The 23,446-nt window shown below is 69.0% G+C and carries 17 protein-coding genes and 5 pseudogenes; 14 read left to right on the top strand and 8 right to left on the bottom strand.

Features of this window, described 5'->3' with window-relative positions; translation table 11 throughout:
* Positions 1–467: 467 nt before the first annotated feature.
* Complete coding sequence (locus OG456_RS47775; RefSeq protein WP_266571355.1) at positions 468–989, top strand: ATP-binding protein; 522 nt, start codon at positions 468–470, stop codon at positions 987–989.
* Between the two features lie 261 nt (positions 990–1,250).
* On the opposite strand, the gene OG456_RS47770 is transcribed toward OG456_RS47775, so the two are convergent.
* The 4 genes and pseudogenes from OG456_RS47770 to OG456_RS47755 all read right to left on the bottom strand — a co-directional run bounded on the left by OG456_RS47770 (position 1,251) and on the right by OG456_RS47755 (position 3,808).
* Positions 1,251–1,778: a hypothetical protein gene (locus OG456_RS47770; RefSeq protein ID WP_266571354.1), complete on the bottom strand. Its 528-nt coding sequence runs from the start codon at positions 1,776–1,778 to the stop codon at positions 1,251–1,253.
* Between the two features lie 160 nt (positions 1,779–1,938).
* A pseudogene (locus OG456_RS47765) lies at positions 1,939–2,062 on the bottom strand (transposase); the annotation flags it as partial.
* Between the two features lie 273 nt (positions 2,063–2,335).
* Positions 2,336–2,470 (bottom strand): hypothetical protein, encoded by a 135-nt coding sequence (locus tag OG456_RS47760; RefSeq protein ID WP_266571353.1) that lies wholly within the window; start codon positions 2,468–2,470, stop codon positions 2,336–2,338.
* Positions 2,471–2,593: 123 nt separating this feature from the next.
* A complete protein-coding gene (locus OG456_RS47755) occupies positions 2,594–3,808 on the bottom strand; it encodes an IS110 family transposase (RefSeq protein ID WP_266571352.1) in 1,215 nt (404 codons plus the stop codon).
* 301 nt (positions 3,809–4,109) lie between these two features.
* On the opposite strand from OG456_RS47755, the gene OG456_RS47750 reads away from it, so the two are divergent.
* Both OG456_RS47750 and OG456_RS47745 read left to right on the top strand, forming a co-directional pair.
* Positions 4,110–5,159 (top strand): IS110 family transposase, encoded by a 1,050-nt coding sequence (locus OG456_RS47750; RefSeq protein WP_266571351.1) that lies wholly within the window; start codon positions 4,110–4,112, stop codon positions 5,157–5,159.
* Positions 5,160–5,361: 202 nt separating this feature from the next.
* A pseudogene (locus OG456_RS47745) lies at positions 5,362–6,351 on the top strand (RNA-guided endonuclease InsQ/TnpB family protein); the annotation flags it as partial.
* A gap of 33 nt (positions 6,352–6,384) precedes the next feature.
* On the opposite strand, the gene OG456_RS47740 reads toward OG456_RS47745, so the two are convergent.
* Positions 6,385–7,611 carry an IS110 family transposase gene (locus tag OG456_RS47740; protein WP_266568176.1) on the bottom strand — a complete coding sequence of 409 codons (1,227 nt, stop codon included), beginning with the start codon at positions 7,609–7,611 and terminating at the stop codon, positions 6,385–6,387.
* Between the two features lie 585 nt (positions 7,612–8,196).
* Between OG456_RS47740 and OG456_RS47735 the strand changes: the two are divergent.
* A pseudogene (locus OG456_RS47735) lies at positions 8,197–8,406 on the top strand (zinc ribbon domain-containing protein); the annotation flags it as partial.
* Between the two features lie 12 nt (positions 8,407–8,418).
* On the opposite strand, the gene OG456_RS47730 reads toward OG456_RS47735, so the two are convergent.
* A complete protein-coding gene (locus tag OG456_RS47730) occupies positions 8,419–8,703 on the bottom strand; it encodes a hypothetical protein (protein ID WP_266571350.1) in 285 nt (94 codons plus the stop codon).
* Positions 8,704–8,844: 141 nt separating this feature from the next.
* Between OG456_RS47730 and OG456_RS47725 the strand changes: the two are divergent.
* Positions 8,845–8,970: pseudogene (locus OG456_RS47725) on the top strand (IS5/IS1182 family transposase); the annotation flags it as partial.
* Between the two features lie 740 nt (positions 8,971–9,710).
* Here the strand turns inward: OG456_RS47725 and OG456_RS47720 are convergent.
* Complete coding sequence (locus OG456_RS47720) at positions 9,711–11,867, bottom strand: hypothetical protein (protein ID WP_266571349.1); 2,157 nt, start codon at positions 11,865–11,867, stop codon at positions 9,711–9,713.
* Between the two features lie 137 nt (positions 11,868–12,004).
* Between OG456_RS47720 and OG456_RS47715 the strand changes: the two are divergent.
* From OG456_RS47715 to OG456_RS47705, 3 genes and pseudogenes are all read left to right on the top strand, one after another.
* Positions 12,005–12,478, top strand: a pseudogene (locus tag OG456_RS47715) (ABC transporter ATP-binding protein); the annotation flags it as partial.
* A gap of 73 nt (positions 12,479–12,551) precedes the next feature.
* Positions 12,552–13,376, top strand: coding sequence for a TauD/TfdA family dioxygenase (locus OG456_RS47710; protein ID WP_266571348.1), 825 nt, complete (start codon positions 12,552–12,554; stop codon positions 13,374–13,376).
* Positions 13,377–13,589 (top strand): hypothetical protein, encoded by a 213-nt coding sequence (locus tag OG456_RS47705; protein WP_266571347.1) that lies wholly within the window; start codon positions 13,377–13,379, stop codon positions 13,587–13,589. It abuts the gene before it with no gap.
* Positions 13,590–13,723: 134 nt separating this feature from the next.
* Here the strand turns inward: OG456_RS47705 and OG456_RS47700 are convergent, their stop codons facing one another.
* Positions 13,724–13,909: a hypothetical protein gene (locus OG456_RS47700; protein ID WP_266571346.1), complete on the bottom strand. Its 186-nt coding sequence runs from the start codon at positions 13,907–13,909 to the stop codon at positions 13,724–13,726.
* A gap of 106 nt (positions 13,910–14,015) precedes the next feature.
* On the opposite strand from OG456_RS47700, the gene OG456_RS47695 reads away from it, so the two are divergent.
* From OG456_RS47695 to OG456_RS47670, 6 genes are all read left to right on the top strand, one after another.
* Positions 14,016–15,086: an LLM class flavin-dependent oxidoreductase gene (locus OG456_RS47695; RefSeq protein WP_266571345.1), complete on the top strand. Its 1,071-nt coding sequence runs from the start codon at positions 14,016–14,018 to the stop codon at positions 15,084–15,086.
* A 1,338-nt stretch (positions 15,087–16,424) separates the two neighbouring features.
* Positions 16,425–17,903, top strand: a complete 1,479-nt coding sequence (locus OG456_RS47690; protein WP_266571344.1) for a sugar transferase — start codon at positions 16,425–16,427, stop codon at positions 17,901–17,903.
* Positions 17,904–17,976: 73 nt separating this feature from the next.
* Entirely contained in the window at positions 17,977–19,293 is a 1,317-nt protein-coding gene (locus OG456_RS47685) for a nucleotide sugar dehydrogenase (RefSeq protein ID WP_266571343.1), read from the top strand.
* The gene (locus tag OG456_RS47680; protein ID WP_266571342.1) at positions 19,283–20,563 is read left to right on the top strand and encodes a glycosyltransferase family 4 protein; all 1,281 of its coding nucleotides are present in this window, start codon (positions 19,283–19,285) and stop codon (positions 20,561–20,563) included. The genes OG456_RS47685 and OG456_RS47680 overlap by 11 nt, the downstream gene beginning before the upstream one ends.
* Positions 20,560–21,927, top strand: a complete 1,368-nt coding sequence (locus OG456_RS47675; RefSeq protein WP_266571341.1) for a Wzz/FepE/Etk N-terminal domain-containing protein — start codon at positions 20,560–20,562, stop codon at positions 21,925–21,927. Before OG456_RS47680 ends, OG456_RS47675 begins: the two co-directional genes overlap by 4 nt.
* Positions 21,924–23,444: a Wzz/FepE/Etk N-terminal domain-containing protein gene (locus OG456_RS47670; protein WP_266571340.1), complete on the top strand. Its 1,521-nt coding sequence runs from the start codon at positions 21,924–21,926 to the stop codon at positions 23,442–23,444. The genes OG456_RS47675 and OG456_RS47670 overlap by 4 nt, the downstream gene beginning before the upstream one ends.
* Positions 23,445–23,446 lie beyond the last annotated feature (2 nt).

Raw genomic sequence — 23,446 nt, 5'->3', positions numbered from 1 at the left:
AGACCGGTGATCACACGCCCAACCGCAGCTCAGTGCACGGCAGTTGCTGCGCGGGCGCGTGGGGTTGAGGCCCCGCCATGGGCTGCCGGGGGGCCTGTCCGGCCAGGTAGGCAGTGGGCTGACAGGGGCCTACCTGGCGTGGGTGAACGAGGACGCCGAACACGTCGGGCAGGGACGCGACGGTGGGAGGCTCGGCCCTCTTGGGCGGGGTCGCAGATGCCGCTGATGACACGCGCTGTCGGCGGGGGCGGCTGCTGCGGTGCCTGCCTTGCGATGTCGGCTCCCTCGGTTGCCACCCCGCTTCGAAGCCATGATCCACCTCGCGATGACCGACCTCATGTCGTGCAGCTCACAGACAAGAACACCAGGTCCTGGCGCCACCCCGCAGCAGTCACGGAATACGCCGAAGCCGTACCGGTTTTCTGCGGTGCCCGCTCCCGCGGCCCGCACAGCGCTAACGTCGGCGCATGATCGTATGGCTCAACGGCACCCACGGCGCAGGCAAGACAACGACCAGCGCACTTCTGCAGCCCCTGATCCCGGATTCACGGGTGTTCGACGCAGAGAAAGTCGGCGAGACCCTCATGGACATCAAGCCAGGGCTGCCAGGGACGGACAACTTCCAGCACTGGCCGCCGTGGCGCCCGCTCGTAGTCGAGACCGCCCGCCGCGTACTCGACTACACCGGCGGCACTCTGGTGATGCCCATGACTGTCCTGGTCGAGCAGTACTGGCGCGAGATCAGTTCAGGGCTCGCCCAACATGGCATTCCGGTACGGCACTTCGTCCTCCACACCGACCAGGACACCCTCCGTGGGCGCATCGAGGGGGACACTGTTCTTGGCCCCTCTCCATTCCGTCTCAAATACCTCGAGCCTTACGCCGAAGCAGCCCGCACGTGGCTCCACAGCGAGGCCGAAGTAGTCGACACCACGTACCTCACACCCGCCCAGGCCGCCCTGCAGATCGCAGAGGCCGTCAAGAGTTGAGGCCCACCGGTCACGCGAAACAGGCGCGGGTGGCAACAAGGAAGCCCTTCCGGCGCAGAGCAGTGCGAATTGACTCGACCAGGGGACCAGCTCAGGCCGGCGCCGCGGTGTCATCTGTCTCGCAGAGTCGCACTGGTGTGGCTCTGCGAGACGGATGGACCAAGTACTTGAGCCTGGTGGTGGCGTCCCTCATGGGGACCGATCGAGCCGGTGCTGTGCCGTGGACGGGCCAGCCTTGTCACCCGGCGGGGGCAGGGTCAGTCAGCGCTCGAGGTGGATCGTGAACTGCCTCTTGCCCGTACCGATCGTGTCGGCGTGGACCCAGCCACGAGCCCGGTCGAATTTCCCGGTGCCGCCGGTGATCGCGTTGTCGAACGAAGGGGGAGGGATCGTCGGGACGCCCTTGGTGAGAATGCCGAAGACCAGCCCCTGCACGGTGAGTTGGCCGCCCGGGAGGACGTAGGTCACGACGCACTCCTCCACTCCGCCGTTCTCTTTGGCCAGGGTGGTGGTGCAGGTGCCGTGGGTCCAGCCGACCTTCTTTTTGTCGTTCTTGTCGTAGAGCCTCGAGCGGACGACGGTCCGATCGCCCTGGGCGGCGGGGCCCCCGGGGTTGACGGGGAAGCGGCTCTGCTGTTTGAGGTGGCCGATGACTGTGATGACCCGGTCCCCGCCCTTGGCGTGGGCGGAATCGGTGTCCGTCGCGGCGGTCGCGACAGGGGCGCCGGCGAGAAGGGCGACCAGCGTAGTGGCCGTGCCGAGACAGGCTGCTCTGATGGGGCGCATCATGTGGCTCCTGAGGTTGAGGCTCATGGATGGTCACGTGACGCATTCATAACCTCGGCTCTGCCGCCGCCCGGAACGTCCCGGCGCGACCCACCGGAAGATCCGACCAGTCGGACCAACCCGGGACGAGAGACGGCCTGCCCGACCGGACGAGTCGCGGGGTGGAGTAGGCGAGGAGGACGGTGACCTGGCTGTTCTCGATGCGTCCGGGCGGTGCCGGTGTACTGGCGCTGCACGGCGACCGTGTGCGTGCGCTTCTTCAGGTCGTTGGTCTCGTCCACCACCAGGCTGCGTGCCGTTTGGCGTCGAGCTGAGGTCGGACACCGCACCGACCAGACGCACCCCCAACTCGGCTTTTTCGCGGAACGGCTGAGGGTCTACGTCGCGCCGCTGCTCGACCGCCCGGTGCCGGATGGCTTGGTGACCGTTCCGGTGCAGCAGCCTGTTCAGGATGGGCCGGTGCCTGCCGCCGGCACGCTTGAGCCATACCAAGATCGTGCGCACCTGTGACCAGCCACTGTGGGACGACTCTCAGTGGGGGAGGGGGAGGCTGCGCCTGGCTATTTCTTGCCCTTGTCGTCGTTGTCCTTGAAGCAGACGACGAACCATTCTCCGGAGCCTGACTGCGTGAGTGAGCCGGTCGTGCCCGGGACGTTGGAGCACGAGAAGGTATCGACGACGCTGCCCTTGTCCATCCCTTCTCTTGCGTGGGTATCCCCGGCTTCAGCCGGGGCGGGAAACGCATCTCGGGGCTGCTCTGACCGGTCATGCCTGCATGGGTGTTCCGTCTGCGGAGGGGTTGATGCTCCTATTGGCTGTCAAGCGGCAGTGAGCCACTCGCGGTAGGCGTGGGCGAGGTTGTCGTCTCGGCGGGTTCCGCGTTCGAGGGTGGAGATGGTGGCGGGCCAGACTCCGAGGTGTTGGGCTGCGGCGGTGAGGGTGAGGTTCTTCGATTGCCTCAGGGGGCGTAGGTCTGCGATGCCGGGGACGGCGACTTTGGTGGTCAGGCAGCGGAATATCTCCCGGGCGATGGCTCGCTTCAGGAGTCGGATGGTCTCCTTCTTCGTGCGGCCGGCGGCGATTTGTCGCTCCACGTAGGCGCGGGTGCGGGTGTCGCTGGCCATGCGGACCAGAGCGATGCGGTAGAGAGCCGCGTTGGCTGCCCGGTCACCGCCTCGTGACAGGCGGTGCCGGTTGGTCTTGCCGCTGGAGGCGGGGACGGGTGCGGCTCCGCAGAGGGCGGCGAATGCCGCCTCGGTGCGCATCCGGTCGGGATTGCCTCCGGCGCTGACCAGGAGCTGGGCGGCGGTGTCGGGGCCGACTCCGTGGGTGGCTCGCAGGCCGGGATTGTGGTCGGTGACCTCCTTGTCCAGGGTGCGGGTCAGGGCCTCGTGTTCGGCGGTGAGGTCCTTGACATGTCGGGCGAGGCTTTTGAGCGCGGTGAGGACCGCGACGTGGACCGTGTCACCGGTCGGCCGTATCCGGGCCAGGGTCTCGGTGCGGTTGGTTCCCTTGAGCTGCCCGTATTTGGCGCGGATGCCTTCGGGCGCGGTGACGAGAATCTGCCCGATCTGGTTGAGGGCCGCGGTGCGTGCCTTGATGGCGGAGCGGGCGGCGTTGTGCAGGGCACGTATGCCGGCGACGGTGTCGTCTTTGGGTGCGCTGGAGGCCCGGCCGGACAGGGCGGCCCTGGCGGCCGCGTAGGCGTCGATGGGGTCGGACTTGCCGGTGCGGCGGCGTTCGGCCCGGTCCGGCCGGTTCACCTCGAAGACCCGGTGTCCGTGTGAGCGGGCGGCGCGGGTGAAGCCCGCTCCGTAGGAAGCGGTGCCTTCCACGCCGAGGGCGAGTACGCGGCCGTGGGCGTCGAGATAGGCCAGGGCCGCGGCGTATCCGGCGCCTGTGGTGGTGAACTCGGCGTCCGCGAGGTGGCTGCCGTTACTGCTGATGACTGCGACGTGGAGGGTGTCGGCATGGGAGTCGACCCCTCCGAAGACCTCCTGGACCGCCGCGTCCTGCGTGCCCGCTGATGTCATGCTGATGGTGCCTTCCCAGCCGAAGGTGGGCGCCGGCCGGGTGGCGCAGACAAGACATTGAGGGGGCTTCTGACCAAGCTCCTGACTTGTTGAATCGACACCAGATGCTCGGTCTGCAGCCGTAGCGTCCAGGGTGTCGGTCGGCACGGGCCCGCAGTGCTCCTTGCCGCCTTCGGGCTGGCTCACTGATAGCGTGCCGCCGCCGGCCGACACCCGCGCGGTGTGGCTCGACAGAGGCATGAAGGTGACACGGTGACTTCAAGTCAGGGTGCCCACCGCACTCCCCTTCCTGTCTCATCGAGTGCGAGGCCAGCCTGTGATCCTGATCGGTGTCGATCCCCACAAGTCGTCCCACACGGCCGTCGCCGTCGACGCCGCAGGGCAGCAGGTGGCCCAGCGCCGGTTCGTCGTCAACGCCGGCACCTTCCGCCAGTTGATGCGCTGGTGTGAGCAGTGGCCCGACCGTCGTTTCGCGGTCGAGGGTGCTGGCGGCCTGGGCCGCTCGCTCGCCCAGCAGTTGGCCGCCGCGGGCGAGAACGTGGTCGATGTGCCCTCCACCCTGTCGGCCCGGGCCCGGCTGCTGGCCACCGGCGGAGACCGCAAGACCGATGCCAAGGACGCCCTCCACGTCGCCCAGGTCGCCTTGTTCCGCCATGACCTGCGCCCCGTGGTCCAGGAAGACCAGACCACGATCCTGCGGTTGCTGACCGAGCGCCGAGACGACCTGGTCCACGAGCGCACCCGTGTCCTCAACCGACTCCACGCCGTCCTGCGCGACCTCCTGCCCGGCGGAGTGCCCACTGGACTGTCGGCCGACAAGGCTGCCGCCTTCATGAAGGGCATCCGGCCGGTCACGGCCACCGACAACTGCCGACGGGACATAGCCCGTGACCTGCTGGCCGACCTGCGCAGGCTGGACCGGCAGGTCAAGGACAACGAAGCCAAGATGCGCGAGGCGATCGCTGCGACCCGCACCACGCTGACCACCCTGCCAGGTCTGGGGACCGTGCTGGCCGCCAAGGTCATCGGCCACATCGGGGACGTCAGCCGGTTTCCTACCGAGCACCACTTCGCCAGTTACACCGGCAGCGCGCCTCTGGACGCCTCCAGCGGCAACAACGTCCGTCACCGGCTCAACACTGGCGGCAACCGTGCGCTGAACTCGGTCCTGCACACCATCGCCATCTGCCAGATCCGCGACGGAGGACGCGGACAGGACTACTACCTGCGCAAGATCGCGGAAGGGAAGACACCGGCAGAGGCCCGAAGGGCTCTCAAACGCCGCCTGTCTAACGTGGTCTACCGGATCATGAAACGTGACCAACGGAACCACCTCGCTCAAGCCGCTTGACACACAGAGGCGCTATGAGGTCATGTTCCACCCGGCCGGAGCCATGAGAACAGGTCCCGATGGCCGGACAGAACAACTTGAGGACAGTCCAGCAGGACGTCAGTCAGTGGCAGAGTCACGACCATCGGAACCTGAGTACCACCATCAATGTCAGTGGCCTCGGCTAGGTTGCTGACAAGAGCCGAAGGGGGTGGGCCGGGTGATGCGTGCGTACAAGTTCGTCATGCGGCCTACCGTGCGGCAGGCTCAGGCGCTCGGTGAGATGCTGCGTGATCACTGCTCGCTGTACAACGGAGCGTTGCAGGAACGTCGTGACGCCTACCGGCACGTCAGCAAGACGACGGTCCGGTACGGGCAGCAGTCCGCACAGCTCAAGGACATCCGGTCCTTCGACCCGGAGCGTCAGGGCCGCTGGTCGTTCAGCTCACAACAGGCCACGCTCCGCCGCCTGGACAAGGCGTTCGCGGCGTTCTTCCGTCGGGTCAAGTCGGGTGAGAAGCCGGGCTATCCGCGTTTTCGTGGGGTGAACTGGTTCGACACGGTGGAGTTCCCGAAAGACGGGGACGGCTGCCGGTGGAACTCCACCCCTCACGACCCCGTCACCCGCGTCCGCCTTCAGGGCGTCGGGCACGTCAGGGTGCACCAGCACCGGGCGGTAGCCGGCAGAGTGAAGACGGTCAGCGTCAAACGAGAGGGCCGTCAATGGTTCGTCGTGCTGACCGTCGAACAGGTCCAGCCCGAACCGCTGCCCGCGACGGGTTCCCTCGTCGGGATCGACCTGGGCATCGCCAACTTCCTCGCCACCTCTGACGGCGGATTCGTCCCCAACCCGGGCCACGGGGCGAAGAGCGCCGCGAAGCTCGAAGCCGCACAGCAGGCCCTGTCGACGTTCCCGCGCGTGCGCCGTGACAAACGGACAGCCAACCACCGGAGGACGGTCGAGAAGGTCGCGAAGCTGCACCGCAAGGTGCGCCGCCAGCGCCTCGACCACGCACACAAAACCGCCCTTGACCTCGTGCGTGAACACGATTTCATCGCGCACGAAGACCTCAGGATCCGCAACATGGTCCGGCGCGCCACGCCGAAGCCCGACCCCGGGACCCCGGGCGGCTTCCTGCCCAACGGGGCCGGCGCGAAGACCGGACTCAACCGCTCGATCTTCGATGCCGGATGGGGGGTGTTTCTGACGATCCTGGCCGCCAAGACACCTCACGGAGCTAGGTCGTCAAGCAGCTTCGAGAAGTTGTGTGGGGAAGGCGAGGTTCTCGTCGAACAGGATGTGCTTCTGGAGGCAGTGGTAGAGCTGGCCGATCATCTTGTTGAAGAGGTTTCTCTGAGCGGCGGCGTGCCAGTCCCCGGCCTCGCGGCGGCGGTCGTAGTGGGCCTTTGCGCCCGGTGAGTGGGTCAGTGAGGCGAAGGCCCACAGGTAGCCGGCGTGGTTGAGCCGGTCGTTCTTCACCCAGCGTCTGGTGATGCTGGACTTCTTGCCGGACGCCCTGGTGATGGGGGACGCACCGGCGTAGGCCTTCATACCGCGGGCAGTGGCGAAGCGGGCGTGGTCGTCCCCGATCTCAGCGAGGATCCGGGCGCCGAGCTGGGTGCCGAGCCCGGGGAGGCTCAGGATGATCTCGGCGTCCGGATGCTGAGGGAAAACCTCTTCAACCGCCTCGGCGAGCTGGTCGGCGGCCGTGCAGGCGGCTTCGAGCTGCCGCAGCAGAGCGAGCATCTGCTTGCCGAGCGCGTCCTCGACCAGTGGCGGCTGGTGCGCGTATTCGGCCCGCAGGACCTCGCGGATGCGCTCGGCGTCGGCATCGATCCGGCGCTGGCGGCCGGCGCGCTTGAGCGCCGAGCGCAGTTGCGCGAGCGACAGCCGGGCCGCCCGCGAGGGCGTGGGGGCGAGCTCCAGCAGGACGCGGGTCTCGGGGCGGCAGAGACCGTTCTGCCAGTGCAGGTAGGCGTCGAGGGCGGCGGGGAAGTACTCGCGCAGGAGCGAGCGGAGCTGGTTGGCGAGCTGCTGCCGGTTCCAAACGGCATCCTGCTGGGCGCGGGCGAGGACGGCGATGGCGCGGGCGAGATCGCTGTCCTGGGGCAACGGCCGGTGGGCGTGCATATCGGTGCGGAGGATGTTCGCCAGGACGAGGGCGTCGCCGGGGTCGGACTTCTTCCGTGTGACCGCGTGGCGGTCGCGGTAGCGTGCGGCGGCCATCGGGTTGATGGCGTAGACCTGGCGCTTCCCGGTGCGCAGGACCGCGACGAGCAGGCCGCGGGAGGTCTCGATGGCGACCGGGATCGGGTTGTCCTCGGTGTCGCCGTGCTCGGCGAGCAGATCCAGCAGGATCTTGTAGCCGGTCGCGTCGTCGGTGATGTGGCGCTTGGCCAGGAGCGTGCCGTCGTCGTCGACCAGGGCGACGTCGTGTGTCTTCTCGGCCCAGTCGATGCCGCAGTAGATCAACTTTCCCTCCTCGAAGTGTGGGTGTTTGCGCTGGTCACGAGCGCATGCGGGGCCACGCAGCGACCTAATTCCAGGCCTCGATCAAGGAACGGGCCGACACCTCACAAGCCGTTCGTGGCACCAGCTCACCGCACAGGCCCCGGTCTGTTCCCAGAGCTCAGACGGCTCGGGGAATGCAAGAGATCACCGTGCGACGGGCTCGCACCACCAACTCCAACGAGTGATCAAGCAAACGGTGTTGACGCCGCTGGCGGCAGTGAAGGCGCCGAACACCGCCGATCTTGGCGGAGACATCATGGCCGGGCTGAAAGAAGGCGTGTGTCCGGAGCCCACACAACCGCCAGCAGCGTCAGTGCTGGGTGGGTGGCGGCCACGAGAGCACCGAATGGCGCCGCTCTCTGGGAAGGCATCTTGGCCGTGACGTTGAGAGGTATCCACCGGCACTCTCGAGACCACCACCCGCCAGCTGGGTTGCGCAGCCGTGCTCGTCGCAGACCTTCGGCCCGGCGGAGTGCAGGCGTCACAACCCGTTCGAACCACCTCACCGACCGGCGAGGGCCGGTGAGCTCGTTACACGGGAATTAGGCTGAAAGTGCCGGACGGGAAGTGATCGCCGTGGACCCCCGCAACACCTCCCGCCAATGCCCCGAATGCGGGTACACCGGCGCGGAGAATCGGCCCACACAGTCGAAGTTCCACTGCGTCTCGTGCGGCCACACCGCGCACGCGGACACCGTGGGCGCCACCAACGTTCTACGGGCCGGGCTGGTCCGTCGCAAAGCCGCACCGGCGTAGCGAGAAGCGCCCTCATTTATGAGGGGGAGGAGTCACTTTGAGGACCTTGTAGTCGGCGTGCGGGTCTGTGCAGTCGAGCTTCTTGGTCTTCGCTTCCTTGTCCGTCCCGATGTTCTGGAAGCAGTCGCCGCCCTTGAGCGTCGAGGACTGATCCTTCGTGTCGTACGGGCCAAAGGCCCAGAACGCCACCATGACCGCGAGTACCAGGACCAGACCGAGGAAGATGAGACGGTTGCGTCGTATCTGCGCCGAGGTGTACGAGGCGTTCAGGCCGCCCAGGGGCGGGACTTGGGACACGGGTAGTTCCTCAGGCAGTGGGGAATGTGAAGGCGACCACGAATTTAGCCCACCTGGCTGTACTCGTCGTTCGCTGCCCCCCTGTTGGTCCTGCCCGTCAACATGGGGCTTGCTGCCGAAGGGCGTGGGGGTCAGGGCTGGCAGCAAGTGTGAGCCCGTGTTGAGTACGCCTTCGCGTGTATGAGCTGGGAGATCATTCGCGCCTGCTGTCTCAAGGGCGAGGGCGTCAGTTACGCCGTGCTCGGCATGGCTCGCCTGTACAACCTACAACCTCACCTTCGCCGGATAGCCCACGGATACGCACGCACCTGCGGGCTGCCGTGCCTCATCCGGATGGCGACCGTATCGCCGTTGCTGAGTAGCCCGCAGATACGCGGTGCCGGACGGCGGCCTGGTGGGGGTGAAGCCGAAGTCGGGTGCCGGCATCTGGAGTCCGAGCAGGGCCGTCGGCTTTCGGGCCGCGATGGCAGAGGGTGCAGACGGGGGATTCGACGTCGTCGAATGCTCCATTCGGCGGTATTGCAGTTACGGGCGGCGCGTTGGGGCGTTGAACCACGCATGAGCAGAAGTCGCAGGTTGCGGGACCTGTCAGGTCCGGCGGCGTTCGACCAGCTGCAAGCGCAGTTGGCCCGTTCTGCTGCTGGGATGGCAAGGGGCAAGTCGCTTCGCCGGAAGGCGATTGAGGAGGGACTTCGACCTCCGGCTGTGGAGCCGGACGAGGGCTCCGGTGAGGCGCCGCCGCCCGGCTCGGGGTGACGTCATTCACCGGCCTTTTCCAACGGCCGGCGGCGGGTTCACGTCGCGGTACTCGGCGTTGCTGGGCTCGTCGTGGGCGGGCATCAGTGGGATGAGGGCGCGCCGGCGGGCTTCGCGGACGGCGACGGTCCGGCGCCGGTCGAGGGGTGGCTGCCGTCTGCGAACTCGGTCCCTCAACCGCTGCTTCGACGGCCCTTGGTGATCGTGGGATGGAGCCGTTCATCGGAGTTTCTCAGCCGCATGGTCATGAACTATGACACCTGTTCGGCTGGCGGCCGGATCACCCCGAGTTGAGCTGCGATCTCTTGCAGGCACGCCGGTTCCAGGGCGGTCAGTGGGGCAATGACGGCCTCGGCGAAGCCGTGGGCCAGGGAGCGCTTGATCAGGTCGATGGGCGGTGGGGAGGTGACGGCTGCGGCGAGGGCCAGGCAGTAGGCCGCGTCGTCCTGGAGGTCGTCGATGAGGGGGAGGGCCTCGCTCAGGAGGCCTGCTTCGAGCATTGCTTCGACCATGTTGGTGAGGACGACCTCGGCCAGCACTTCGCTCAACCGGCGGGCTTCGGCGTGGTAGCGATCCCAGAGGCGTAGGCGGACGACTGTTTCCAGCGGCACGGTTTGGGTCGCGTAGCCGGCGCCCGTGACCAGGGCGGCATGCTGCAGCGTATCCAGAAGGGGGGTGAACTCCTCGGTGAGGCCGGTGGCCCGGCAGGCCACGGTGAGCCAGGGACGGGCCCAGAGGCCGCTGTCCAGCGTCACCCCCCGGTCTGCGCTTCCGGCGAGTTGAGCGGTGACGTCGCGGCACAGGGCCTGATGGCCGGCGTCGCACATCTCGACAATCATCGCGGCTGCCTGCTCCTGCCTGCGGACGAGTTCCTGCGGGGAACTCGAGGGCATGGCCAGGGCCGTATCGCGGATCAGGGAGATAGCCGTGGGGATGTCGTCCGACAGCAGGTGCGCCCGCAACTCAAGTATGCGGCCGGGCAGATCGGTCTCGGCTAGCCGTCGGGTCAGATTGAGGGCCACGTCGGCGTGCCCGGCGCGCAGGTGGAGGGCGATGAGCTCGTGAGAGACACGGGTACGCCAGCCGGACACGCTCGGGTCCGTCGACTTCTCGATGCCTTCGGTCACCTGGGCGATGAGCACGTCGAGATCGGCTGAGCGGTGATCGCCGTGCGCTTCGACGGCCTTGGCGGCGTCCAACAGGATGTCGATGCGGTCGAGCTGATCTGCCTCGAACCCCGCCGCGATCCTCAGGGCGTGGTCGAGGTGGCCAAGCCGGGCGGCGGCGCTTGCCACAACCTGCGCCTCCCACTTGGCACGGGCGTCGTCGCTGCCCTGTAGCACCGTCTGAAGGGCCAGTTCCAGGGCCGGCGTGGCCAGGTCCGTTCGTCCGGCGGTGCCGGCGGCCCGGGCGAACGCTGCCAGGACGGTGGGCGGCGGCGTGTTCCTGGTCTCGTCGAGGGCCGCCTCCACCTCGCGCGCCAAGGGAGCGGCGTCCTGGGGCGTGTTGGAGTCGAGCAGAGCCAGCGAGATCTCTGCGAGGCGGGCCGCACGGATGAAGGGGCCGGTGATGTCCTGGGCCAGGGAGACCGCCAGCGAGAGATGACCGTTGGCCAGGGCGGACGTTGCGGCATCGGCGAGCAGTTCGTCGGAGGCCCCGGACTGCCGAGGATCGAGGCCGTGGGCGGCGAGAGCGGCATAGGCGATCTCGACAAGATCGAGCCCCGGAGAGGACGAGGCGGGCAGGGCGAGCAGGTGGCGGGCCCGGTCCTTGTCCTGGTAGGCGGCCGATTCCACGAGTTCGGAGGCGGTGACCTCTTGGTTCAAGGCAGTGAGGAGCACCTCGGGCACGTTGCGACGGCCTCCCTTGGCGAAGTGCTCGCCGCAGGCGGTGAGAAGGGCTCGTTTCCTGCCGTCCCGGTCCAGGGCGGCGAGGTGCTGGACGAGGCGGTCGAGGTCGCCGAGAGCGGCGAACGCCGGCGCGAGGAGGCCGCAGAAGTCGGGGCGGTCCTCGGCATCGGCGTGTTCGACGGCCTCCTCGATGAGGCGCCGTGTCAGCGCGGGATCGATCTCGGCCAGTGCGTCGGCGGCGGTGGTGAGGGACCAGCCTCGTTCGTCGCCGCTCTCGGTGATGGCTTCGCGAGCGAGATCGGCGGCGCCCGGTTCGCCGTGCCGCGCAAGCGCGAGGGCCGCGCGCGCCGTATGTGGCATCCGCTCCAGGGGCAACCTGCCCGGCACGGCCATGGCTTCGCGGATGAGGTTCCGCGCCTCGGCCCGCACGTAGACGTTCTGCACAGTACGGGCGAACTGGATCCCCTCCTCGGCTCGGCCGAGGCGCACCAGCAACAGCGGATACGTGGAGGGCACGGTGAAGTTGTCGTCCTCGATGCGCTTGCGGAGCCGCGACACCCGCGTCAGCAGGGTGAGGTCGCAGTCGGGGGCTGCCTCGAGGAGCCTTGCCGCGTTCGACAGTTCGGACAGCGCGGCCAGATCGCCATCGGTCCGGCGGCGGAGCAGGGCGCGGCGCGCGGGGGAGGCCAGGGCCGCTGCCGTGGAAGCGGCTGCTCGAGAACGTGGTTCTGGGCCTTCCCGGCCCGGACGCCGCACAGCGGGGACGCACGGCCCTCGCCGAAGTCGGCCTCGAAGGCCGCGAGTGGGCCTGGCCCCTTGAGCTGTCCGGCGGGGAACAGCAGCGGGTCTCGCTCGCCCGCTCCCTGGTCCGCGAACCACAACTCCTACTGGCGGACGAGCCGTTCGGCGCACTCGACGCCCTCACCCGCATCCGGATGCACACCCTGCTGCGCCAGTTGTGCGAGCGGCACCGGCCCGCCGTGCTGCTGGTCACCCACGACGTCGACGAGGCCATTGCCCTGGCCGACCGGGTGGCCGTCCTCGACGAGGGCCGGATCGCCGTCGACATCCCGGTCGAACTCCCCGCGCCGCGCAGCCACGGAGGCCCGGAGTACGCGGCACTGCGGGAGCGTCTGCTCGCCCGCCTCGGCGTGGAAGCAACCAGCTGACCGCCCCGGCCAGAGGGGCCCAGTACTTCTCACCCCGGGCACAACCCACACCGTACAAAGAGGAGAAGAAGCCATGACCACCGTCGCCACTTTCGACATCCTCAGGGCAGGACCGCGCTTCGGCGCGGAGATCACCGGCGTCGACCTGACCGCCCCCGTCGACGAGACCATCGCCGAAGCGCTGCGGCAGGCCTTCCGGGACCACAAGGTGCTGGTGTTCCGCGGTCAGCACCTGACACCCGATCAGCACGTCGCCGCCGTGCGGCTCTTCGCCGAGCCCTTCGACCACCCGACGGCCGCGAAGGACGCTGCCAATCCGCTGGTCTACCCGTACAACGTGCGGCAGACCGGCAAGGCCAGCACCTGGCACATCGGCGGCCTGTGGCGCGACCCGGTCTTCGCCATCGAGTCGCTGACGTACGAGGTGGTGCCTGATCTGGGAGGCCACACGCTGTGGGCGGACCTGCAGGCGGCGTACGACGATCTGTCGGAGCCGTTCAAAGAGCTCCTGGAGTCCGTGAGCGCGGTGTACGACGGCAACGCGGAGAACTACGCGCAGGGCAGTACGAAGACCGCGAGCGGACCGACCGTCCAGCACCCGGTCGTCCTGGCCCATCCGGCTACCGGCCGCAAGGGCCTGTTCATCAGCACCTCGGCGATCGGCCTCACCGGCGTGACCTCCGCCGAGAGCAAGGCCCTGCTCGACCACCTGCTGCGGCACGCCTCCTCGCCGAACGACACGATCCGCTTCGGCTGGCAGCCCGGCGACTTCGTCCTCTGGGACAACCGGGCCACCTGGCACTACGCCGTCGACGACTACGGCGACGGGGCGCGCGTCTACCGCAAGGTCATCGGCGTGGAGCCGGAAGCCGGCCGCGTGCCGGAGGCGCGTTCCTGAGTGCTCCCGGGAGAAGACCGTGCCGTCCAGCGCGTGCTGCTGGTCTGTCTGGTCGCGGGCGCGACGACTCTGCTGGAGCAGGCAGTTGTGAAGATCGCCGTGCCGAGCATGCGGCAGTCGCTGGGGGCGGGTGCCTGCGACGTGCAGTGGATGGTGGCCGGATACTCGTTGGCCTTCGGTCTGGCGCTCGTCCCTGGGCGGCAGCCTCGGTGACGCGTACGGGCGCAAGCGGTTCTTCTCCTTGGGCGTGGCCGTCTTCCTCCTCGCGGGGGTGACGGCCGCGACCGGCGGCGGGCCTGGCGCACGGATCAATGTGCGGCTGGTGCAAGGCGCCGCTGCGGGGCTCGTCAACGCCAGGTGATCGGCATCCTCCAGGACGTCTCCGCGGCCAGGACCGGGGCCGAGCGCTGGGCCTGTACGCGGTGACGGCAGGCGTGGCCACGGCCCTGGGGCCGCTGCTCGGTGGCGCGCTCGACGCGGGCCTCGGCCTCCAACTGGGCTGGCGCTGCTGCCTGTTCGTCAGCGCACCGCACCGTGGACGATGCTCACAACGATCACTTGCTTCCGAGCGCCGCTGGCAGCCGGCCTCTGCCGCCACCCAGCCACCCCGCCACCACCCGAACAACGATCGGAAGCAAGATGACCCCGCAATTCCTCTGGTACATCCCCAACACCGTCCAGCCGGGACATCGCGGTGACGACACCACATCCGGCTGGGGATCCATCGAGTACTCGACCGAACTCGCCCGCACGGCAGAAGCCCACGGCTGGGGAGGCGCACTGCTCGGCACAGGATGGGGACGCCCGGACACCTTCACCGTCGCCACCGCCCTGGCCGCGCGCACCACGACGTTCAAGCCCCTGATCGCCGTCCGTCCCGGCTACTGGCAGCCCGCGAACTTCGCCAACGCGGCCGCCACTCTCGACCAGCTCAGCCGCGGGCGCGTCCTGGTCAACATCGTCAGCGGCCTGGACACCCCCGCCGCCTACGGAGACACCACCGTCGACCCCGCCGCGCGCTATGCCCGCACTCAGGAGTTCCTGCATCTCGTACGCCGCCTGTGGACCGAGGAGAACGTCACCTTCCACGGCGAGCACTTCCAGGTCACCGACTCCACGGTCAGCCCGCGCCCCTACGTCACCGCCGAGCGGGCTCGTCCGACCCTCTATTTCGGCGGCGCGTCCGAAACCGCCGAACGCGTCGCGGCGGCCGAGGCCGACGTGCAGCTCTTCTGGGGCGAACCGCTCGACGGAATCACTGAACGCATCGCCCGACTCAAGGAGTTGAGCGAGCAGGTGGGGCGCCGCCATGTGCCGTTGGAGTACGGACTGCGGATCACCACCGTGGTACGTGACACCACAGAGGAGGCGTGGCGCGCGGCGGAGGAGAAGGTCGCGAAGATGGCGGCCGACGCGGGCGAGATCGACACCTGGATGGGCAACCGCAAGACAGCTGTCGGCCAACGGCGGCTGCTCGACCTCACCGAACGCGGCGAGGTCCTTGACACCTGCCTGTACACCGCGCCCGGTAGGTTCGGCGGTGGGGGAGCGGCGACCACGTGGCTCGTCGGCTCACCCGACGACGTGGCTGCGGCACTCAACGCCTACCGTGCTCTCGGCGTCACGCACTTCGTGCTGTCCGACACGCCCTACAGGGAGGAGACCCGCCGGATCGGTGACCAACTGCTGCGCAGGCTGCGGGAAGCGTGAGGGCCCGGACAGTCCGGTCGACGCCGCCTACGCGACGCTCCGGCGCCGCCAGCGGCAACCTACTGCCTGCCCTACGCACTGGTTCCGGCGAACTCGTGCGGGGTACGGCCGAAGACCTCCACGGAGGTTCGGGACCAGACTCAGGGCGTTGCATGCGACGCAGGTGCAATGCCGCACGGGCGAAGCGGAGTTGATCCTGGTCGGGCCCGGTGAGGAAGATGCGCAAGTACTCGCTTGCGGGTCTCCGTTCGGAGGCCTGGTCGCGCTGGTGGCCGCGTGCAGATAGACCTCATGGTCGAGGTCCGGCGGTGGGTCGGCGGATCTGGCGCGGCGTGTGCGTGATGCGATCGGCTCGTTCGGTTGCGGCCCCGCCGAGTGAACGCCCCGCCTGCTGAGGTGAGTTCGGATGGCTCGCGAGGAGTACCTCTTGTCGGCCAGGACCGCATCTGGCGTCGTGCGAGGGCGGCCGATCCGCCTGTGCACACGCAAACGGGTCATGATCTGTGGAGGCCAGGGCGTCTGTGGCCTGTCTGGAAGGCGAGCAGGTGGTAAGGGCCGTCGGCCACCAGAGGGATGTTCGTGGTCAGTTCGCCGCGGGAGCGCCTGAGGGTGTGGTCATGCGGCTTGCCGGCCCCGGTCCGTTTGGACGGGCTCCGGTGGCGTGCTGGTTCGCCCCCATCCCCGATCGGCACCCCGTACGCACCGACAAGATCCGCCGGACAGGCTCTGAATCCGGCCCAGTTGGCGGTGTCGGGACGCCCCGGGCTTGCCGGTGTCGGCAGCCCGGAGAGTTCGCGTCATCACAGGTCACAGGGCCCGTCTTCGTCGTCAAGGCGCCCGTAGGCGTGACCTTTCTGTGGATTCTCCTTCAAAGCTTCAGCACAAATTGAACACATCCCTCTCTTCAGGGGGGCCTTCATGGTCTACATTGACCGTGCTTCGCATGGTGGGACACCGGGCGACAAAAGATGATCTATGGGTCCGACGCTACGGACGGGCAGCAGCCGCGTCCGTGGCGCCAGACGTGGGGGTGATCGATTCTTGGAGCCCGAGACGGGCTTTGGGTGCGGGGTGCACCTGAGGTTTCGACGGGTTCGCGCGTACCTCGAGAGTCCGGCTGGACATGCGTGCCCGCTGCCGTTGGGGCGGGTTGTTGAAGTGGCGCTGAAGTAGTCGGGATGTCACGTGCGGGGGTGGGGGCCTCCCACGGAGGGGAACAGCGCGGCGCGGGCGGCGGGGGCCTCCCGAGGGGCGGAAGCGTGCGGGGGGCGGGGGCCTCCCGGGGGGAGGGGCAGTGTTGGGCGACCACGTCGAACCACTGGGGACCAGGGGGGTTCTGTGCGGCAGGGGGGATTAGTCGGCCCTTTTCCGTCGGCGCGCGAGCGTCTGGCGAACGGGGCGATCAGCCAGCCGGCGAGCGACTGGGAGCAGCGGTACCGCCGTACCGTGGTCACCAGCGATACCGTGGCCACCGCCTTGGTGGTAGCGGCGATAGGCAACTTCTTCGGGGCCCGGGACGCGGCCAACTGGCATGAGAAGTGGGGAATTCTCGCATTCGGCACCGAGCTGCTGGTGCTGGGATCGCTTGCGGTGAGCCGGGCGTGGGCTCCGGCCGTGCTCGGCCAGGGCGCCGAGGAATTCCATCGGCTCGGACGCTCACTGTTCACGGCGACCGTTGTGCTGGCGCTCGGCGGGATCGCTCTCACCTCGCGCAACATCAAACTCTGGATCTTCGTCGCGATACCCGCGATCGCGCTCGTCACGATGACCGCGCGGTATCTGCTCCGCCTCGGGCTGCACAGACAGCGGAAGGAAGGGCAGTGCCTGAGACCGGTGCTCGCTGCGGGGAGTCCGGCCACCGTGCGCGACCTGATCAGCCGGACCCGGAAGTTTCCGCACCTGGGCTGGCGGGTGGATGCGGTGTGCACGACGGACGGTCTCGGGCTCGACGGTGACCAACTGGACGGAGTGCCGGTCGTCGGCCAATTGGCGGATGTCGCGAGCCACGTTCGCCGCGACGGCTACCGTGTCGTAGCGGTCACACCGGACCCGCACTGGTCACCGGACCGGCTGCAGCGGCTGGCCTGGAACCTCGAGGGCAGCGACGCCGAGATGGTCGTGGCCCCCGTGCTGATGGAGGTGGCGGGCCCGCGGCTGCACGTCGACGCGGTGCTCGGGATCCCGCTGCTGCGGGTGAGCATGCCGACCTTCACCGGAGGGCGCCGGGCGATCAAAGGGGTCGTCGACCGGATGGGCGCGGCGATCCTGCTGATGCTGTTCGCGCCGCTCATGGTGCTCGTCGGGCTGCTCGTGCTGGTGGACAGCCGGGGCGGGGCGTTCTACCGCCAGCGCAGGGTCGGCAAGGACGGCCGCGAGTTCACCATCCTCAAGTTCCGCACCATGGTTGACGGGGCTCACAGGGCACGTGCCGAACTGGCCGACCGCAACGAGGGTGCCGGCCTGCTGTTCAAGCTCCGCCGGGATCCGCGGGTGACCCGGGTGGGAGCAGTGCTGCGCCGGTACTCGATCGACGAGCTCCCGCAGCTTTTCAACGTGCTCACCGGATCGATGTCGCTCGTCGGCCCGCGGCCCCCGTTGCCGGAGGAGTCCGCTGCGTACGGCCCGGACATCCGGCGGCGGCTGCTCGTCAAGCCCGGGCTCACCGGCCTGTGGCAGATCAGCGGGCGCAGTGACCTGCCGTGGGAGGAGGCCGTCCGCCTTGACCTGCGGTACGTGGAGGACTGGTCGCTCGCCCTCGACACAGTGATCTTGTGGAAGACGCTGCGTGCGGTGCTCCACGGGCAGGGGGCCTACTGATGCGCGGGGTGCGTCGTCCGGACGGCGCAGGGACTGCAGGCCCAAAGGGCCTGCCTGGGGGGAGGAACGGGTCATGAGAGTCAGCGTCTTGGGGCTCGGCTACGTGGGCTGCGTGTCGGCCGCGTGCCTGGCGAGCCTTGGTCATGAGGTCATCGGGGTGGATGTGAACCAGGCGAAAGTCGACCTGGTCAATGAAGGCAAGGCTCCGGTGGTCGAGGAGCGCATCGGCGAGCTCATCGCCGAGGTCGTTGGGACCGGAGCGTTGCGCGCCACTGGTGACGTCCGCGAGGCGGTCATGGGCAGTGAGGTGTCGCTGGTTTGCGTGGGCACACCGTCGGAGCCCAACGGCAGCCTGTGCACCACGTACTTGGAGCGCGTCACCGAGCAGATCGGCGCCGCGCTGGCCGAACGGGGCGGGCGGCACACCGTGGTGTTCCGCAGCACCATGCTCCCCGGCACCTGCATGAACCTGCTGGTACCGATCCTGGAGAAGTACGTCGGCGGCACGGCAGGGGCGGACTTCGGGGTCGCGGTCAACCCGGAGTTCCTGCGCGAGGGCACGAGCGTGCGGGACTTCTTCGACCCGCCCAAGACCGTCATCGGCGAGCTCGACCCGGCAAGCGGCGACGCGGTTTCGGCGCTGTACGACGGGTTGCCCGGCGAGGTGTTCCGGGTGCCGGTCCCGACGGCCGAGGCGATCAAGTATGCGGACAACGCGTTCCACGGCCTCAAGATCGGCTTCGCGAACGAGCTGGGTGCGGTGTGCCAGGCGCTCGGGGTGGACTCGCACCAGGTGATGGACGTGTTCCTGGCGGACCGCAAGCTGAACATCAGTCCCGCCTATCTGCGGCCCGGCTTCGCCTTCGGCGGCTCGTGCCTGCCCAAGGACCTGCGCAGCCTGGTGTACGCGGCGCAGCGGGCAGACGTCTCGGTGCCCATCCTCACGCATGTGCTGCCCTCCAACTCCGCACATCTGCAACGTGCGGTGGACCTGGTCGAGCGCACCGGCAAGCGCCGGGTGGGACTGTTCGGGTTGTCCTTCAAGCCCGGCACCGACGACCTCCGCGAGAGCCCGCTCGTCGAGTTGGCGGAGCGGCTCTTCGGCAAGGGCTACGACCTGAAGATCTACGACGCCAACGTGAGCCTCTCCCGGCTGATCGGCGCGAACCGCGAGTACATCGAGAACCGGCTGCCGCACCTCGCGCAGCTTCTCGCGGACTCCGTCGACGAGGTGCTCGAGCACGCCGAGGTGTGTCTGGTCGGGACCGGGGATCCGGCCGTGCTGGCGGCGCTGCCCCATGGCGACGGCCCGGTGATCGTCGACCTCATCCGCATTCCCGACGCCGAAGCGCGCCGGGCCGAACCAGGGTACGTGGGCCTTGCTTGGTGACACATCGTTCGATGACACAGCCAGCGGCGACCGGTCGAACCGGCGCGCGCTGATCCTGGTGGAGAACCTGTCGGTGCCGTTCGACCGGCGGGTGTGGCAGGAGTGCACGACGCTGCGCGACGCGGGCTGGAAGGTGCACGTCATCTGTCCCCAGGGCAGTACACGTGACACGGAGCCGGAGGCGGAGATCGATGGGGTGCGGATCCACCGCTACCCGTTGCGCGCGGCCACCGGAGGGCCGGCCGGCTACCTGCGGGAGTACGGATCGGCGTTGTGGCACACGGTCCGGCTGGCCCGCAAGGTCGGCCCGGTCGACGTGGTCCACGCCTGCAACCCGCCCGACCTGCTGTTCCTGCCGGCACTGTGGCTGAAGCGGCGCGGCGCGCGGTTCGTCTTCGACCAGCACGATCTGGTACCCGAGCTGTACCTCTCCCGGTTCGACCGTGGCGAGGATCTGCTCTACCGCGCCGTGTGCGCGCTGGAACGGCTGACCTATCGGGCCGCGGACGTGGTGCTCGCCACGAACGAGAGCTACCGGGACGTCGCCATGCTTCGTGGCGGTCGACGGCCTGAGGACGTCTTCGTGGTGCGCAGCGCGCCCGCGATCGAACGGTTCCAACCGGTGCCGCCCGAGCCCGAGTTGAAGCGCGGCAAGCCTCATCTGCTGTGCTACCTCGGTGTCATGGGCCCGCAGGACGGCGTCGACTACGCCTTGCGCGCCCTCGCCAAGCTGCGCGACGAGTTCGGGCGCACCGACTGGCATGCGGTGTTCGTCGGAGCCGGGGACGCCTTCGACGCGATGGTGGAACTGTCCCGGCGGCTCGGGCTGAGTGAGCAGGTGCAGTTCACCGGACGCATTCCGGACCCCGACCTGGTGCGCTACCTGTCCACTGCGGACGTGTGCCTTTCCCCCGACCCGCGCAATCCGCTCAACGACGTGTCGACCATGAACAAGGTCCTGGAGTACATGGCCATGAGCCGGCCGATCGTCTCCTTCGACCTTCGGGAGGCGCGCGTCTCCGCCGGCGACGCCGCGGTGTACGCGCCCGCCAACGACGAGGCTGCGTTCGCCGAACTCATCGCGCTGCTCCTTGACGATCCGGAGAAGCGGGCCCGGATGGGCAAGATCGGCCAGGAGCGGGTCAGCGGGCAGCTCTCCTGGCAGAACTCGCAAGCGTCGCTGCTCGCCGCCTACGCCGCTGCGTGCCGTGACCACACTTCGGTGTCGGCGGGCGACCCGGTCCGGGCACGGGGGAGGCGGCGGCCTTGAACGACGACACGATACGTCTGGTCACGCTCGGGCGGATTCTCCGTCGGCGCTGGCGGCTCCTTGCCGTCCTCACCGTGGTGGGCGCGCTCGTCGGCTACGGCACCTCGGTGCTGTTCCCGCCGCGGTACACGGCGTCGGCATCGGTACTGCTGCCTGGGCAGTGGGAAGAGCGCGAGCTCCTGACTCAGGTGGACCTCGCGACCAGTTCGCCGGTGGTCGACCGCGCGGCGGCCGACCTCGGCTGGAGGGGCGTCAGCGGCAGCGACCTGCGGGATCGAGTGAGCGCCAAGGCAGCCGACGGGAACATCATCAAGATCTCGGGTACCGCCGACACCCCCCGGCGCGCGCAGCAGTTCTCCGACCGGATGGCCCAGGAATTCGTCCGTTACGCCGCGCGGATCGCGGGGGGCAGCAGCGACCCCGACCCGGCCACGGGGACCGAGGCGCTGCGGAAGAAGGTGGCGGAGACCGACCGCCGCATCACCGACCTGGCCGATGCGGCCGATCCGGGGCAGACCGTGGAGAGCGTGCAGGCCCGCACCGAACTCGAGAAGCTGCGCACCTCGCTGGAGGAGGCCATGCAGAAACTGGAAGAGGCCGACCCGGCGACCGACAAGGCCGGCATGGTCGTCATGGGCCCGGCAGCCCGGCCGACCGGCGAGGTGCCGCCGACGAGGACGCAGCTCATCGCCGCCGGGGCGTTGCTGTTCTTCCTGCTCGCGATCATCGGCCATCTCGTCGCCGCACGGGTGAATCGCCGGCTGCGCACCGAACCGGAGATCGAGGCGGCACTGGGCTCGGTACTGCTCGGCACCGTCGACGTACCTGCTGAACAGCGCGCGCACCAGCCGCGAGACCGTGGCCAACGGGCCCGTATCCGCAGACTCCTTGGCGCCGACACCCGGTGGGACACACCGACCCCGCGGACGTCCGGCGACGAGGCCGGCAGGCGGATCCGCTACCGGCGGGTGTGCGCTCGCCTCCGGGAACAGCTACCGGCCCCCGGGCGACTGCTGGTTGTCGTACCGGACGGCGACGAGATCGCCCGCCGGGCCGCCGGGCAGCTCGTCGCCGAGGCCAAGAGCGAACTGCTGCTACGGGTGGTGGAGGTCTCCGTGGACCGACCGACCGTGCCGGACCGCGACACCGAGTCCGGTGCCCTGGTCGTCCTCAGCGCGGGCAGTTGGACCGCAGAGGAGCTCGCCGGCATCGCCGAGGCGTGTGCGGACGGCAGGCACGAGGTCGTCGGCATCGTCGTCGCCGGCATGGTCCGGGCCCGTCCGACGCGGTCTGCCGGACATCCTCCGGATGCCGCCACTGTGGCCCTCGCGGTTCACGGCCACGCGACGGGAGGCTCAGCGTGACGACGAGCACGAGTTCGGAGTCGTCGGCAGCCGCTCCGCTCTTCGACCTGCAAGCGCTGGTGGTGGCGGTGCGCAGGCGCCGCCGCCTCTGGTGCTCCCTGGCGCTCGTGGGGCTGCTGGTCGGCGCCGCGGTGGCGGTCCTGCGGCCACCGCCGCCGAGCGCGGTGGCCAAGGTGCTGGTCGCGCATCAGGAGGACCAGCCCAACGACACCGGAACGCTGATCCGCACCGACGTGGAGCTGTTGCGGACCACGCGGATCGCCGACAAGGCCCTGCAGTCCCTCAACTCCCCGGAAAAGCCGGAAGACTTCATGCGGGACTACCAGGGGACCGGCCTGACCAACAACCTGCTGCAGATCGAAGTGACAGGTGACAGCGACGCGCAGGCGGTGGCCCGGGCCAAGGCACTGGCCGACGCGTTCGTCGCGGACCACGTGAGGCGGATGCAGGAAGCCGCGAAGGCCGAGTCCAAGGCCCTGGCCGACCAGCGTGACCGCATGCGGGGCGAACTCGCCCAGGTCAACAAGGAGATCGGAGACCGGTCGCCGGAGAGCGACCCGAAGGCGTCGGCGAGCATGGAGTCGCTCTTCGCCCGCCGGGCCGAGCTCAACTCACGGATCGCCGATTTCGACCAGCGCGCCGAGGAGGCGCGCACCGGCACACCCAAGGTCATCGCCGGCACGCAGATCGTCGACGCCCCGCGCGCCGTGCACCACTCAATGCCCATCGCCGTTGCCACCAGCGCCGCGATCGGGCTCGTCCTCGGGCTCGTCCTCGGTCTCGCGTCGGCCGCGGTCGGCACGGTGGTGGCGGACCGCCCCGTGCTGCGCCGGGACATCGCGGCGAACCTGGGCGCCTCGGTCATCGCGGAGCTGCCCGGCAGGTCGGGCAGGCGGTGGCAGCGCCGACGGACCCGGGCGACACGCGAACGGCTCACCGCGACCCTTGCCCGTACTGTGCGCGACTGCGCGGAGCCGGTGTCGCTGCTGGAACTGGGCTGTGCGCGCAGCACGAGCGTGATCGCCATGGACCTCGCCAGGGCACTGGCGGCGGACGGGCCAGTGGTCGTCGTCGATGGTCTGCCCGGTCCGCAGCTCGCAGGCCGCCGCCCGAAGCCAGGAGACCCAGCCGTGGTCGGCGGCGAGCGCGCCGAGACCGTGCCGCATCAGGAGCGCCGGCTCGGCGTCGGCTCGGTCGCGCCCGGCACCGCGTGGACCGACCTCCAGTACCTCGGCACCCAGACCGTGCTCGTCGTGCGGGCCGGGCACGGCAGCGCCGCATGGCTGCACACCGTGGCGCGGCAACTCGCGGACCAGCGTATTGCGGTGATCGGCGTGGTGCTGATCGACCCCGATCACCGTGACCGGACCGACGGCACGCTGTGGGACGGGCTGCACACCGCGCTGCGCGGCCGCAGCGAGCGGCCTGCCGCACAGAACGGGACGGGCCGGCGGCGCAGGGAGCGGCTGCCGGTGTGGGCGGCAGGGGTCCCGGACAACGACCAGGAGGCGCGGTAAGA

Origin of the sequence: Streptomyces sp. NBC_01446, from assembly GCF_026340095.1 — a bacterium.
In the GTDB taxonomy this organism is placed as follows: domain Bacteria; phylum Actinomycetota; class Actinomycetes; order Streptomycetales; family Streptomycetaceae; genus Streptomyces; species Streptomyces aureus.
The sequence above is the reverse complement of the archived record's forward strand: the minus strand, read 5'-3'. Positions and strand labels throughout refer to the sequence as shown.

Coding starts and splice junctions, on each gene's coding strand:
- OG456_RS47695 (WP_266571345.1), top strand. CDS start 14,016: ATGACCCCGCAATTCCTCTGGTACATCCCCAACACCGTCCAGCCGGGA.
- OG456_RS47755 (WP_266571352.1), bottom strand. CDS start 3,808: ATGACATCAGCGGGCACGCAGGACGCGGCGGTCCAGGAGGTCTTCGGA.
- OG456_RS47710 (WP_266571348.1), top strand. CDS start 12,552: ATGACCACCGTCGCCACTTTCGACATCCTCAGGGCAGGACCGCGCTTC.
- OG456_RS47770 (WP_266571354.1), bottom strand. CDS start 1,778: ATGATGCGCCCCATCAGAGCAGCCTGTCTCGGCACGGCCACTACGCTG.
- OG456_RS47685 (WP_266571343.1), top strand. CDS start 17,977: ATGAGAGTCAGCGTCTTGGGGCTCGGCTACGTGGGCTGCGTGTCGGCC.
- OG456_RS47775 (WP_266571355.1), top strand. CDS start 468: ATGATCGTATGGCTCAACGGCACCCACGGCGCAGGCAAGACAACGACC.
- OG456_RS47760 (WP_266571353.1), bottom strand. CDS start 2,470: ATGGACAAGGGCAGCGTCGTCGATACCTTCTCGTGCTCCAACGTCCCG.